We start from the raw sequence: 12,499 nt of genomic DNA, 5'->3' as shown, positions 1-12,499 counted from the left end.
AACGGTGAAAGGGACCAGGTCTATGGCACTGCTAAAACATCCGGTATTTCGCCGTTTATACGCGGCTCACATCATTCACATCATCGGAAACGAGTTTACATTCATTGCGGTCGTTGGGCTCTTGCATGATCTTAGTGGTTCCGGCCTCTCGTTTGCAGCTGGAACGGTTTTTCGTATGCTTCCTTATGTATTGACCAGCTTTTTTTCCGGAGCACTGGTAGAAAATTGGGATAAAAAACGAGTCATGATTACGGTCAATCTGCTTCGTGGCATACTCGTTAGCTTATTTTTCTTCATTTCCTCTCCGACTTATTTGTGGGTAGCTTTTTTGCTGCTGATTTTAGTGAATATCTGTAGCGCCTTTTTCCAGCCGGCGATGCAAGTAGCTATCGTCAGTTCCGTTGAAGAAAAGGATCGTTTGACTGCGAATTCCTTGCTACAAGGGACGACTTCATTTTTGATCATCGTTTGTCAGGGTGTGGCTGCTGTTCTTGTCTATTTGTTCTCCTATCGATACAATTTCTTGCTGGATGCTGCGTGTTACATGCTTTCTCTGGTGATCTTGCTCAGGCTTACCAAGATTGATATTTCCAACGAAACCAAAAAAGCCACGAGCTTTCTTACGAGATTGCAGGAGGGCTTTCGTTATATTGGTAAGAAAAGGGAAATTGGCCAGGTGCTCATGTACCAGATGGCAGAACGTGTGCTGGGCGCGTACTACATTATGCTGATGTTTTATATTCTCCAGGAGCGGGGGGAAGGGCTTTATATCTTTGGGTTATTGGATATTCCCTTAGGTTTGGGGGGCGTATTCGCGGGGATATTGGTGACTAAAATGTCTGACCGACTAGGTGACAGAGGGGTCTCAGCTATACAGGGCTGGACACTCGTGGCCATGGGCATCTCCATATTTGCAGTATTCAATATCAAGCCTTTGCTCGGTTTGGCAGTGGCCATTCTGTTTTGTTCTTTTGCTTCGTACAGCGCGTCTATTCTCTCGGTTACCAAGCTCCAGAGATTGGCAGATCCCGAGTATTTGGCCCGAGTCTTTTCCATTCGGGAAATGGCGACAATGGGAAGCTTCTCCGCAAGCTGTCTCGTGTTGGGGTACGGGGCCGAACAAGTAGGGAGTGCGACGGTTTCCGGCTGGTTGGCTATCTTTGGGGTTGTAGCAGGGCTGATCTGGCTGTGGAGTCGACACCAGATAGAAAAGCAGATGGTGAGTATGTAAATGAAACAACGATTCTTTTGCCGTTTCGCGTGGCAAAGGGATCGTTTTTTATTCTCCAATGAGGAAGATCAGAGTAACTTTTTGATTTAATAAATATAATGATTGAAAAAGTATGGTGAAATTCGTACAATGAAGGCAACCTCAGGAAAGAAAAGGAAGATGGATATGAAAGAACTGTGGCGACAGAGCTCTTTTCGTTGGTACTGGCTGGGGATGTTCTTGTCAGGATTAGGCGATCAGTTTGGCTGGATGGGTTTGACGTGGTTTGTCATGAAAAAGACAGGCTCATCCGCAGCGATGGGCGGCGTGATTCTCGCATACATGCTTCCGGCTGTTTTTGCCGGTTTGGTGGCGGGTGTGCTTCTAGATCGATATGATCGAAGAAAATTGATCATGATTGACAATATCGTCCGAGGATTCATATTCATTTCTTTGGTCATCTTGCTGCAGGTCGACCAAGTGCCGTTATTTGTTATCTACATCCTGATTGTCATCGCGGGAATCCTTTCCCCTCTCAGTACGGCAGGTGCCCAGACTTTGCTACCGAGGCTGGTGACGGACCCCAAGCATTTGGTAAAAGCGAATGGGGTCATGGAGAGTCAGTGGCAGATCGTTTATATGTTTGGTCCTGCCCTGGCGGGTGTTCTGATCGGATGGATTGGCGAAGCTTACGTACTGTTGATAGATGCAGCTAGCTTTTTTGTATGCGCGTTTTGCTTTTCACGTTTACCCAAGCACCTTACGCAGAGTGCCAATGCTTCTACGCCAACACAACAAGGTGAAGCTGTTTCGTATTTGCGCTCCCTGTTGCGGGACATGCGTACAGGCTACCGCTATTTGTTTGGCCGCAAGCAGATGATTGTCCTTGTTTTTTTTACCTTTCTGTTCAACATGGCTTATGGACCTGTTGAGGTGGCGTTGCCGCTCTATGCCAATCAAGACTTAGGGGGTGGTTCCGTTGCTCTGGGGATGCTCTGGTCTTCCTTGGCGATTGGTGCCTTACTTGGCTCCTTGTTCTTTTCGACGATCACGTGGAAGGTTCCATTGGGAGCGACTCTGGCGGGAATCATTGTAGCTTGGGGGGTAACGACGCTGCCGCTTGCGATGTTCTCGCGATTGGAAGTGTCGATGCTGGCAATGGCACTGGCGGGCTTCTGCTACTCTCCGTACAACATTTTATATCGTAGCTATTTGCAGAAGCAGGTTCCCGATGCGCTGTTGGGGAGGGTGATGACAAGTATTCGGACCATCACAGGTACAGGCATGCCCGCAGGAGCCGCCGTCTCAGGCTTGTTGATACCCTTTTTGGGAGTACAAGGCTTGTTTGGAGCCGGGGCCGCTGTGTGCATCGTTTGTGGAGGAATTGCGTTTGTGATGCTGCGCCAACTGGATGAAGCATCACTTGCGGTTGAGGAGAGGAGCGACGAGTCGCTTCACGCTGTGCGGCAAGAAGGCGTAGAGTAAGGACAGGTAATGGAGTCGCAAAGGCATCGCTACTTCAGGCTTTTTGCGCTCGACGGCTCTGCTAATGAGTGCAGCCGTTTGCTCAGGAGTCAAGAGGTAGCGACTTACTTTATTGCGATAATTCCCGGTTCGGTCTGCTCGGTCGAGAAAGGGTGTATCGATTGGGCCTGGCATCGCACAAGTAACATGAATGCCGTACTCCGCCAATTCGTGTTGCAATCCTTCACTAAAACGAATAATGGCCGCTTTACTGGCGGCGTAGACAGCTGCTTTTGAAGTGGCGACTTGCCCAGCTAGCGAAGCAATATTGATGATGTGACCTGCATGCGCCTGCTGCATCATAGGTAAGAAAGCGCGGGTCGTATACATCACCCCGGCTATGTTCGTTTGCAACGTTTCTTCTAGCTCCTCGAGGCGCATATCTGCCAGCGCTGCAAATACAGCAGTGCCTGCGTTGTTATACAGAAGATCACAGCGTCCAAAGCGGACATGAACCCATGCAGCTAACTGACGTGCTGCCTCGTTGTCGGTGACGTCGAGCATTTGGGTGTGAAGTCGCTCATTTTGCTGGTGCTCCAATGTTAGTGCTTGTAGTCCCGCAGCTTTGCGTCCGGTGGCGATAACCAAATCACCTTTGTCGAGATGCAGGCGTGTGAGTGCTCGTCCGAGTCCGCTTGAAGCTCCCGTGATGACAACGATTCGTTGTAAAGTCATAATTTCTTCCTTTCTGACTGGGTTAGATGGGGAGAATCGCACGCTTTTTCCTCGTGGCAGGCTGTATAAGCATCCCTGTTGTTGTGAAGGATAGCCCCTAGGGGGTGAATACACATGCCACAAGTAAAATGCAGTGTAGCGAATTGCGAATACTGGGCGCAGGGTAATCTGTGCAGCGCTGACGAGATCATGGTGGAAATCGACGCTCACTCGAACGCGGACTACAAAACAGAGTTTGCTGCGGAGAACAATTCGCACCAGGATAAGGCTAGCACATCGTCCGAAACCTGTTGTCTGACGTTCAAGCCGAAAAACTCCAGCAAGTAGGCCGTTATCGGTACAAAAAGACGTATCCCGATCTGGGTGATACGTCTTTTTGTATTTCATTTATACGCTTGTCCGTTCCAAGGAAAGCAGCTGAACTTTTTCCTGGACTTCATCCCAACTGGTGACACGGTGCACGAGTGGAGGAAGCTCACTCTGATTATAAGGCGTATCAAATAAAAAGACGGGGATCTGTAATGCTTCCGAGAGCTGTAATGCGTTTTCCAAGCGGTCCTCCAAAAACAGATCCACCCCCCACTTTTTCGCTGCAGACAGCTTGTCATGGGAGCCAACCAGATCGATATTGTGAAAAGGAATGTTGTAACGGGAGAACCAATTTATGGTGACATCGCGGTGACGGGCTTCCCGAGCGCTGATATAGACCAGCTTAAACTGAGGGTGCCATGTTCGCAAAATGTGATCGGCATTTCCATGAACAGGAGCTTCATCGTACAAGCGCTCCCCGTGTAGATCCAGCCACTTGTCAAATTCCTCATCCGTGATCTTATAGACATTTGCCAGATTGTATTCGTAGCAGTCTTCATATCGTAAATCTTTTCCAAAGCTTTCATTCATCAGTGGGACAATACTGCTGGGTGATGTCACTGTGCCATCAATATCAATGCCAATGGTTAGGATTTTCTCAGGTTTCATCCTCTCGCCTCCAGTTTAAATTGTACACCGAACGCAGAGAATAAGGCTACTTCCTTCACCAACTAATCCTTTTCCAAAAGGGGCTGAGCATGCCATGTCGGACCGAAAAGAACGTATGAATGCGAAGCGGAAGGAAGATACCGGCTTTTCCGAGACAGTCGATCTTCACGATACGGAGTTTGCTGCGGACACGTGGACCCAAAGAGCGTTTGATGAAGACGAGGATAGGGTCAAAAAGCGAAGAATCCAGTATGACCCGTACACCCACACAGAGCGCTATACTGGCGAGATGGATGGGGAAAAGGACGATTTTTCGGAGCGTCTGGACGGTGTAGATCGTACACAGGAAGAGCGATACCGGATTTCCTCTGTACGTGACCGTGACACAGAGACCGCTGCGGAAATCGCCGAGCCGATTCCGGTTCGACGACGTTCTGATCGTGTTGAACCTGACGAGGATAGTCGGGAAAGTGGGGCAAGCGGTATCGGGATGACGGGGCTAGGGTTATCGATCCTTTCCCTGTTTTTAATGCCGTACCTGATTGCACCCATTGGGATGGTGCTAGGCTATCTGGCGTATCGACGTAATTCTCGATCGCTAGGTGCATGGGCTATGATTGTAGGGGCGATAGCCATTTTGGGCGCATTGATCATCTACCCCTTCTACACGGCCCGGTAAGCACCTTTCCAAAAAACCTCTCCAGTTGATTCTGGAGAGGTTTTTCTACATTTACACATATAGTTTTGAGAAATACGGCGTCAATGCTGCAATCACCGCATCGCGAAAAACATCCGCCCTGCGAATGCGACCCTCTGTTAAAAGCGCGTAAGCTCCACCTTGATGATTACTGTTGCGAATGCCGCTCCATTCGTCGATGATCGTGCTCAATTCAATGTTCTCTTTTTGGATCCGCTCAGCGGCTTGCTTTGGTATGGGGAAGGACAAGCCTTTTCCTACATGAAGTTTCATCCCGTTCCACGCGGCACATATGGAGATGAGGTACCACTCTTGCGTGAACCGTTCGTCGTACATCAATCCTCCTTCCAGTCCCAGTCCGATATCAACATTTGGAATTTGAGTGAAGACTGTCTTTGCTCGGTTAATGGCTCCGGTAATCGTTTCCTCTTCGGTCATAGGCTGGTCGGAAATGCAAGAAGGAACAGACAGGCAGATGGGTTCTACACCAGTAGCCAGCTGAACCGCCGATTTTTTTGCAGCGTTCGTAGTACCCAACGCATAGTGAAATGTGGAAAAATCCATGCGACACTCTCCTTATCAAGCGATAAACTAGTGGTAGTATACCACTTCCCCAAAGACGGGTGTGTTGTGTTAAGATAGGGCTTATACTAGAGACAGAAATTTGTGAGAAAAAGAGGAGAGGACCATGAAGTTTACGAAATTGCATGGACTGGGAAACGATTATGTGTATGTGAATTGCTTCACAGAAGATTTGACGGGCGTGGATCTTCCTGAGCTGGCAAGACGAGTAAGCGATCGTCATTTCGGCGTTGGCGGAGATGGATTAATCTTGATCTTGCCTTCAGAGCGGGCCGACTTCCGCATGCGCGTTTTCAATAATGATGGCAGCGAAGCGAAGAATTGTGGGAACGGATTGCGCTGTGTCAGCAAGTACGTATTCGATCATGGTTTGACGAGTGAGCATACATTTACCGTAGAGACGTTGGGGGGAATCGTTACTCCTGTCGTTTCACTCGGCACGGATGGCAAAGTAGAGCAAGTCACGATTGACATGGGCGAACCGTGTTTTGAGCGAGCAGCCATCCCGATGACTGGGATACCCGAAGAGAAGGCGCTCGAAGAAACGATCGAAGTCGACGGAGAGGCTTTTACCATGACGGCTGTTTCCATGGGTAATCCACACGCCATTCTGTTCATGGACGAAGTACTCGACGAAGAAGTGGTCAAATACGGTCCCAAGATCGAATTCCATGAATGGTTTCCTGAACGAACGAATGTAGAGTTCATCCAGATTCTAGACCGACAGGAAATCCTTTTCCGCGTATGGGAGCGAGGATCCGGTGTCACACTAGCATGTGGTACAGGAGCTTGTGCAGCGGCAGTCGCTGCGATCCTGAGCGGTAGAACAGATCGGGAGGTTACCGTGCATTTGGCGGGTGGAGACCTATTCATCGAATGGAGAGAAGTCGATAATCGTGTGTTCATGACCGGTCCAGCCACAGAAGTATTTTCTGGCGATTACCAGGGGGCTATCCCTTATAAATAGAATAGAAAAAACGTTCCGTCTAACACAGACTGGAACGTTTTTTTTATGAACAAGTATCTTACTATCTTCCGGTTGCTACTTTGATCGCTTCCTGATGATCAGGGTCTATGGAATTATCCTTGTGCCGCAGACTGTTTAGGAAGTGGATGTCAAAATGGCCAGTGAAATTATTGTTAGTAATGTACTCGATACTGTGAGGCATGGAGGTCATCGAAGCCGCAATTCGTCTTCCGTTCACCTCAACAATGACGGGACGCACGCTCCAGGAAAAATCGCCGCCCCAGATGTCTTTAATCTTTGCTGTATCTGCCGCAGTGAGTGGCTCAGTATCTGAATGAGAGGCCCCGATCGTGCGCTTGACCTGAAAGCTACGTCCTGTTTCAAAATCTGTTACCGTCGCAACGGCATTGATAGGAAAGAGGTACTGACTCGCTTCAAACCAGTCCAAATATTCACCGTACTTTGAATTTTTGACGGAAGTTTCAGGAATATGGTGAACAGGGATGATGAGTGATTGCCCGATTTGCAGCTCTGCATTTTCCGAGAGCTTGTTCACTTGCAACAGCTCGGTCATCGGAATCCCGTGATCGATCGAAATCGTCCAGGGAGTATCGCTTTGCTTGACTTGGTAGCGAGTGTTTTCTACCCAAGGTTTTGTGGCATCTTTTGCAGGTGTAGCTGTATCTTTATCTTTCTGGCTCCCTGTTTGATTGGAAGCTTGTCCAGTTGTTTTCGGGATGAGTAACTTTTGACCGATAAGAAGGTCGGTAGAAGTCAATCGATTGGCATCCAGAATAGATTGGATGGACACGTTATAGCGACTGGCAATTTTCCAGAGAACGTCGCCGCTTTTCACGGTGTATGTTCTATCCGTAGTAGTAGCGGATGCTGTCGGTACCAAGATTTTTTCACCGACGAAGAGATCGTAGGATGTACGTTGATTGATTTCCATGATCGTGGGAATCGTAGTTTGATGGTCTGCTGCAATTTTCCAAAGCACATCGCCTGACTTGACTGTATAGATTTCGGAACGGGGGGGTATGTACAGGGATTGACCGGATTGGATCATGTCTGTCTTCAAATGATTAGCGATTTTCAATTGTTCTACAGAAACTTGATAGTGGTACGCCAGATTGCCCAACGTATCTCCAGGTACTACAGAAATAGGCTGTGCAAAAGCAGACGTGGCAGGGAGCAGTAAAGCGATCATTGAAGTTTGCGCAGCTAGACGTTTCCATCGTGTTGTTCGGAACATGAAAGCCTCCTCGATGCCGTAGCGTGATGTTTTTGAATGTTTCCACCATAATTGTAACCAGCAGAACCATTAGCTTTCATTAGGTAAATAAGCACTTACATGGGCTTATTTTCCAACGTGAGCAAGGAGACTCCCTTTTACGAAACGTATTTTCGATCCATGGTAGGAGAAAGAAGGGCGTATAGACACAAAAATAGCGTGGGTTGCGGCAGATTCATCATGCCACTTCCACGCTACTGAAAACAAAATAAGTGAAATGTCACCCGTTGTACACCTCATTTAGATAAGCGACGTCTGATCGGTTAATGGGAGGGGTACTTTTGTTCATTTTTGCAAGTTCAGCCTGCAGTCGTTTCAGTTCTGCTTCCATCTTAGTGATTTTTTCTTGCATGGCTTGGGTAGTCATAGTTGCTCTCTCCTCGTTGTTTTGTTTAAATTTACTGACAATTCTAACGAAAAGGACTTACGATGTAAAGAGCCTATTATTGGGTGTAAGCGCTTTAAGTATGAATAGTGTGTGAACGATCGTTCAGAGCTGGTCCATAATGGCTATTTTGGCTGGTAAAGTGGGGAAAATAGAGGGGAAAGAGTGCTTTGCGCTATATGTTCGTGGAACAGTCGTGTTATGATGTAGCGTAGACATAGGGCACCTCGCCCTCAGGAAGGTGTGGACCAGTGATTTACTTGGATAACAGTGCTACGACTCGTCCTCATCCCCAAGTGGTTGAGACCATGAGACGTGCAATGGAAAGCTATTATGGCAATCCCTCTTCTCTCCATCAAAAAGGGGTAGAGGCAGAAACGGTTTTGAAGCAGGCACGTGAGGTAGCAGCAAAGTACCTAGGATGCAAGGCTGGGGAAATCATTTTTACCTCCGGTGGTACGGAAAGTAATAATACGGCGATCAAAGGCGTTGCCTTCCAATATCAGAACCGCGGGAAGCATATCATTACGACCCAAGTGGAGCATCCGGCTGTATACGATGTATGCAAGCAACTGGAGAGCTTGGGATTCTCGACGACGTATGTACCTGTCGATCGGGATGGACGTGTCTCTCTTGAAGACGTCAAAAAAGCGATGCGACCTGATACGATTCTCGTTTCAATCATGCATGTGAACAACGAGCTTGGCACGATTCAACCTGTCGAGGAGATAGGTCAATGGCTCAAGCAATTTCCAAAAGTCCTCTTTCATGTGGATGCCGTGCAAGCCATCGGCAAAGTCCCGCTTCGACTCAAAGATTCCGGTATTGATCTGTTGAGCGTGTCGGCCCACAAGTTTTATGGGCCACGCGGTGTAGGGATTTTGTATAAACGCGAGGGGCTAATTATTCATCCTTTGTTGATGGGTGGAGGGCAAGAAGGCGGTGTCCGGTCGGGTACAGAAAACCTGCCAGCGATTGCCGGTCTTGCCAAGGCGATCCGTTTACTCGAAGAAATGGGCTCTGGAGAAGGTAATCGTCTGCAGGAAATGCTGCGTCAGCTGCGAGAAGGGATCTCATCGATTGAAGGCTGTATCATCAACACTCCTGAGATCGGAGCGGCCCCGCATATTATGAACATTTCTGTTCCGGGCGTAAAGGCAGAAGTGTTGCTTCACGCGTTGGAAGAACGTGGCTTTTTGGTATCCACCAAGTCGGCATGCTCCTCTAAGGCAAACGAACCGAGCCGTGTACTTACGTCAGTGGGCATTGAACGTGACTGTGCGCTGTCATCCCTTCGCATTAGCCTCGGTAGGGAAAATACAATAGAAGACATCAATCAGTTTCTCGTGGCACTTAAGGCGTGCGTCAGCAGCTTGCGAACACAAATGAAATCCAAAAGCGTAACCAGATAAAGGAGACGAACATGAACTACGATGTAATTTTGATCCGTTATGGAGAATTGGCTCTAAAAGGCAAGAATCGCGATATGTTTGAAGAAACGCTGATGCGTAGCGTGAAAAGCGTCTTGCGTTCCTTCTATAAAGTAAAGGTACGTCGCAATTACGGTCGAATGTATGTGGAGTTGCACGGAGAAGATGCTTACGAGGTCATGGATCGACTCAAGCGTGTATTCGGGATATCCTCGATTAGCCCAACCATTCACGTAGATCCAGATATCGAGGTTATCAAGGAACGCTCCCTGGAGCTGATTCGTCAAATGAATCCGCAGCCACGAAATTTCCGTGTCGTAACGCGTCGTGCAGACAAGCGTTACCCGATCCCTTCAATGGAAGTCAATCGTATGGTCGGTACCCATATCCTGCGAGCCCTCCCAGCGATCAAAGTAGATGTGCATGAGCCAGAAGCAATCGTGAACATTGAGATCCGCACAGAAGGTACCTATGTCAGCTGTGAAACGATTCCAGGCCCAGGCGGATTGCCGGTAGGTGTGAGTGGAAAAGTTCTTTTGTTGCTATCTGGTGGGATCGACAGCCCGGTTGCAGGCTGGATGATGATGAAGCGCGGTGTTACACTCGAAGCCATTCACTTCCACAGCTATCCGTATACCAGCGAGCGTTCTTTAGAAAAAGTACGCGATCTAGCGCAAAAGCTGACAAAGTGGGGAGGAACTGTCCGCCTGCACGTAGTACCGTTTACAGAGATTCAGACAGCGATTCGCGACAAATGCCCGGAAGATTACCTGATTACGATCATGCGCCGATTCATGATGCGCATTTCTGAGAAGGTGGCTGCAAATACAAAAGCATTGGCACTAGCGACGGGTGAAAGCCTAGGTCAAGTGGCTTCGCAAACTCTCGAAAGCATGGATACGATTAATAAAGTCATTTCTATTCCGATGCTGCGTCCCCTAATTGGGATGGATAAGATCGAGATCACGGACATTTCTCGTAAGATTGATACGTATGAGCTCTCGATCTTGCCATATGAAGATTGCTGCACAGTCTTCACACCGAAAAATCCTGTTACTCGCCCCAAGGCTTATCTGGCGGAAAAATTCGAAACGGCGCTGGACGTGGATGCGCTGGTAGAAGACGCAGTCAATCGCACGGTTATCGAAGAGATCACAACGAAACCGCGGGAAGTCGTCTCGGATTTGTTCTAAGACAGGCAAAGGTTAGACGGGGGAGGAAGAGCCATGATTATTCGGTTTGAACGAAACGGTAAAGTGAAGCACGGTTGGATGGTAGAAGCAGATAACAAGGTGCGTGTGATCGAAGGGGATATTTACAAGATTCAAACGGCGAAGCCCATTATGACGGGATTGGAGCTCCCGCTGGACGAAGTGGCGCTCCAAGCACCCACCGCTCCCAGCAAAGTCGTTTGCATCGGGGTCAATTACCCGGATCATGCGTCTGAGATGGACATAGAGCTGCCAAAGGAACCATTGATGTTCCTCAAGCCTTCCACAACTGTCATTGGACCAGGAGAGCCGATTGTTTATCCCAAGCTGACCAAAAACCTTCATTATGAAGGTGAACTTGCTATTGTCATTAAAAAACAAGCCAAGAAGATCAAGGCAGAAGATGCGGAAGATTACATTCTCGGCTTTACGTGCGCGATTGATGTGACTGCACGGGATTTGCAAATGAGCGATGGCCAATGGACGCGTGCCAAAGGGTTTGATACCTTTTGCCCGCTTGGTCCGGCGATTGCAGCAAAACTTGATTACAATGATCTGCGTATTGTGACTCGTGTCAACGGAGAAGTACGGCAGAATGCGAGCACGAGCCAGATGGTATTTAGCATTCCGCAGCTCGTGGAGGCTGTTTCAGCTGTTATGACTCTTCTTCCTGGCGATGTGATCCTCACGGGAACGCCAGCGGGGGTGGGTGAGCTGCAACCTGGTGATGAGATATCCGTTACGATCGAAGAGATTGGTACACTTGCTACACGGGTGGTCATGGAAGAATAATCGTCATATCTACAAGTGAAAATAGGCCAAGCCCCCTTGGTGAATGAGGGGGCTTGGTGTTTTTATCAATTGGGGCACCAGATTATTCTCTTTCATCCGGATCGTCGTGGATCGGATGAGCAGATGGATCTTGACGAGGCAAGTCTTGATGCATGTTCCGGGTCTCGTAGGTAAAGCGAGTCGTCGTTGAATGCTGTCCTGGTTCCCAGTCTTGGGATTTTCCTAGTCGTTCTCGATTGGTTGATGAACCGTATGGCCCTTCAGGGAATTCCTCCTGAAGAATTTCGTTACGCTGAGATTCTACTGTAGATAGCTCGCTATATTGTTCGTTTTCATACTCTTCATAGGTTGGCTTCGGATCCATGGGTGAGCCACCATCCTTTTTCATTGAAGTAAGGGGAATTTTTGTCTATGGGATAGTGTGAAAAAAAAGAGGTTCTTCTATTCGTTTTTTATTGACTTCTTCAAGTTTTTCACTTATACTTAATTTCCGCTACGAAACATTGAGTTTTATTAAAAAACATCAGTAAAAAAGTTTGGAAATCACTTGACTCTTTTAGTAGCGATTTGTTATATTAGTTCTTGTCGCCGCTGAGCGACAAAGACTGTCAAAAAAACCTCTTGTAAAATCGAATCTGACGTGATAAGATGAAGAGGTCGCCTTTTGGGCGGATAACCAAAATGTTCCTTGAAAACTGAACAGCGAAAGCGTTGATGAGTCTATCATTAAATGATTTGCCAGCTTTGAACCAGA

At 48.0% G+C, this 12,499-nt stretch carries 15 protein-coding genes; 8 read left to right on the top strand and 7 right to left on the bottom strand.

Going from position 1 to position 12,499, the window contains the following annotated elements; translation table 11 throughout:
• Nucleotides 1-22: 22 nt before the first annotated feature.
• On the top strand, nt 23-1,231 hold the full coding sequence (locus tag AN963_RS30275; RefSeq protein ID WP_083496903.1) for an MFS transporter: 1,209 nt from the start codon (nt 23-25) through the stop codon (nt 1,229-1,231).
• Between the two features lie 165 nt (nt 1,232-1,396).
• Nucleotides 1,397-2,695: an MFS transporter gene (locus AN963_RS10430; RefSeq protein ID WP_055744548.1), complete on the top strand. Its 1,299-nt coding sequence runs from the start codon at nt 1,397-1,399 to the stop codon at nt 2,693-2,695.
• Here AN963_RS10430 and AN963_RS10425 read toward each other — a convergent pair.
• A complete protein-coding gene (locus AN963_RS10425) occupies nt 2,630-3,409 on the bottom strand; it encodes an SDR family NAD(P)-dependent oxidoreductase (protein WP_055744547.1) in 780 nt (259 codons plus the stop codon). The genes AN963_RS10430 and AN963_RS10425 overlap by 66 nt on opposite strands.
• Nucleotides 3,410-3,523: 114 nt before the next feature.
• Between AN963_RS10425 and AN963_RS10420 the strand changes: the two genes are divergently transcribed.
• Entirely contained in the window at nt 3,524-3,736 is a 213-nt protein-coding gene (locus tag AN963_RS10420) for a DUF1540 domain-containing protein (RefSeq protein WP_055744546.1), read from the top strand.
• A 60-nt stretch (nt 3,737-3,796) separates the two neighbouring features.
• On the opposite strand, the gene AN963_RS10415 is transcribed toward AN963_RS10420, so the two are convergent.
• A complete protein-coding gene (locus tag AN963_RS10415; RefSeq protein WP_055744545.1) occupies nt 3,797-4,387 on the bottom strand; it encodes a hypothetical protein in 591 nt (196 codons plus the stop codon).
• A 94-nt stretch (nt 4,388-4,481) separates the two neighbouring features.
• Between AN963_RS10415 and AN963_RS10410 the strand changes: the two genes are divergently transcribed.
• Entirely contained in the window at nt 4,482-5,066 is a 585-nt protein-coding gene (locus tag AN963_RS10410) for a hypothetical protein (protein WP_055744544.1), read from the top strand.
• A 51-nt stretch (nt 5,067-5,117) separates the two neighbouring features.
• On the opposite strand, the gene AN963_RS10405 is transcribed toward AN963_RS10410, so the two are convergent.
• Nucleotides 5,118-5,648 carry a DUF84 family protein gene (locus AN963_RS10405; protein WP_055744543.1) on the bottom strand — a complete coding sequence of 177 codons (531 nt, stop codon included), beginning with the start codon at nt 5,646-5,648 and terminating at the stop codon, nt 5,118-5,120.
• A gap of 124 nt (nt 5,649-5,772) precedes the next feature.
• On the opposite strand from AN963_RS10405, the gene dapF reads away from it, so the two are divergent.
• Nucleotides 5,773-6,633 carry a diaminopimelate epimerase gene (gene dapF / locus AN963_RS10400; RefSeq protein ID WP_055744542.1) on the top strand — a complete coding sequence of 287 codons (861 nt, stop codon included), beginning with the start codon at nt 5,773-5,775 and terminating at the stop codon, nt 6,631-6,633.
• A 61-nt stretch (nt 6,634-6,694) separates the two neighbouring features.
• Here the strand turns inward: dapF and AN963_RS10395 are convergent, their stop codons facing one another.
• Together AN963_RS10395 and AN963_RS31475 are read right to left on the bottom strand one after the other, a co-directional pair.
• Entirely contained in the window at nt 6,695-7,888 is a 1,194-nt protein-coding gene (locus AN963_RS10395; RefSeq protein ID WP_055744541.1) for a LysM peptidoglycan-binding domain-containing protein, read from the bottom strand.
• 259 nt (nt 7,889-8,147) lie between these two features.
• The gene (locus AN963_RS31475; RefSeq protein ID WP_169791917.1) at nt 8,148-8,294 is read right to left on the bottom strand and encodes a hypothetical protein; all 147 of its coding nucleotides are present in this window, start codon (nt 8,292-8,294) and stop codon (nt 8,148-8,150) included.
• A 269-nt stretch (nt 8,295-8,563) separates the two neighbouring features.
• On the opposite strand from AN963_RS31475, the gene AN963_RS10390 reads away from it, so the two are divergent.
• Genes AN963_RS10390 through AN963_RS10380 form a run of 3 tightly spaced genes read left to right on the top strand, consistent with a single transcriptional unit; the run spans nt 8,564 to nt 11,745 of the window.
• Nucleotides 8,564-9,724, top strand: coding sequence for a cysteine desulfurase family protein (locus AN963_RS10390; protein WP_083496902.1), 1,161 nt, complete (start codon nt 8,564-8,566; stop codon nt 9,722-9,724).
• Nucleotides 9,725-9,735: 11 nt separating this feature from the next.
• Entirely contained in the window at nt 9,736-10,935 is a 1,200-nt protein-coding gene (gene thiI, locus AN963_RS10385) for a tRNA uracil 4-sulfurtransferase ThiI (protein ID WP_055744540.1), read from the top strand.
• A 33-nt stretch (nt 10,936-10,968) separates the two neighbouring features.
• Nucleotides 10,969-11,745, top strand: coding sequence for a fumarylacetoacetate hydrolase family protein (locus AN963_RS10380; protein WP_055744539.1), 777 nt, complete (start codon nt 10,969-10,971; stop codon nt 11,743-11,745).
• Between the two features lie 82 nt (nt 11,746-11,827).
• On the opposite strand, the gene AN963_RS10375 is transcribed toward AN963_RS10380, so the two are convergent.
• Both AN963_RS10375 and AN963_RS31885 read right to left on the bottom strand, forming a co-directional pair.
• On the bottom strand, nt 11,828-12,109 hold the full coding sequence (locus tag AN963_RS10375) for a hypothetical protein (protein ID WP_055744538.1): 282 nt from the start codon (nt 12,107-12,109) through the stop codon (nt 11,828-11,830).
• 192 nt (nt 12,110-12,301) lie between these two features.
• On the bottom strand, nt 12,302-12,499 hold a 198-nt coding region (locus AN963_RS31885), incomplete at its 5' end, for a hypothetical protein (protein ID WP_236707943.1).

Source organism: Brevibacillus choshinensis, from assembly GCF_001420695.1.
Classification (GTDB): Bacteria; Bacillota; Bacilli; order Brevibacillales; family Brevibacillaceae; genus Brevibacillus; species Brevibacillus choshinensis.
Note: the sequence above shows the minus strand (reverse complement) of the source record. Positions and strands in the feature narration are given on the sequence as shown.

What these genes read in the sequence shown, in the direction of transcription:
- AN963_RS31475 (WP_169791917.1), bottom strand. Translation starts at nt 8,294, where the DNA reads ATGACTACCCAAGCCATGCAAGAAAAAATCACTAAGATGGAAGCAGAA.
- AN963_RS10405 (WP_055744543.1), bottom strand. Translation starts at nt 5,648, where the DNA reads ATGGATTTTTCCACATTTCACTATGCGTTGGGTACTACGAACGCTGCA.
- AN963_RS10415 (WP_055744545.1), bottom strand. Translation starts at nt 4,387, where the DNA reads ATGAAACCTGAGAAAATCCTAACCATTGGCATTGATATTGATGGCACA.
- dapF (WP_055744542.1), top strand. Translation starts at nt 5,773, where the DNA reads ATGAAGTTTACGAAATTGCATGGACTGGGAAACGATTATGTGTATGTG.
- AN963_RS10430 (WP_055744548.1), top strand. Translation starts at nt 1,397, where the DNA reads ATGAAAGAACTGTGGCGACAGAGCTCTTTTCGTTGGTACTGGCTGGGG.
- AN963_RS10425 (WP_055744547.1), bottom strand. Translation starts at nt 3,409, where the DNA reads ATGACTTTACAACGAATCGTTGTCATCACGGGAGCTTCAAGCGGACTC.
- AN963_RS10395 (WP_055744541.1), bottom strand. Translation starts at nt 7,888, where the DNA reads ATGTTCCGAACAACACGATGGAAACGTCTAGCTGCGCAAACTTCAATG.
- AN963_RS10380 (WP_055744539.1), top strand. Translation starts at nt 10,969, where the DNA reads ATGATTATTCGGTTTGAACGAAACGGTAAAGTGAAGCACGGTTGGATG.
- AN963_RS30275 (WP_083496903.1), top strand. Translation starts at nt 23, where the DNA reads ATGGCACTGCTAAAACATCCGGTATTTCGCCGTTTATACGCGGCTCAC.
- AN963_RS10375 (WP_055744538.1), bottom strand. Translation starts at nt 12,109, where the DNA reads ATGGATCCGAAGCCAACCTATGAAGAGTATGAAAACGAACAATATAGC.
- thiI (WP_055744540.1), top strand. Translation starts at nt 9,736, where the DNA reads ATGAACTACGATGTAATTTTGATCCGTTATGGAGAATTGGCTCTAAAA.
- AN963_RS10410 (WP_055744544.1), top strand. Translation starts at nt 4,482, where the DNA reads ATGTCGGACCGAAAAGAACGTATGAATGCGAAGCGGAAGGAAGATACC.
- AN963_RS10420 (WP_055744546.1), top strand. Translation starts at nt 3,524, where the DNA reads ATGCCACAAGTAAAATGCAGTGTAGCGAATTGCGAATACTGGGCGCAG.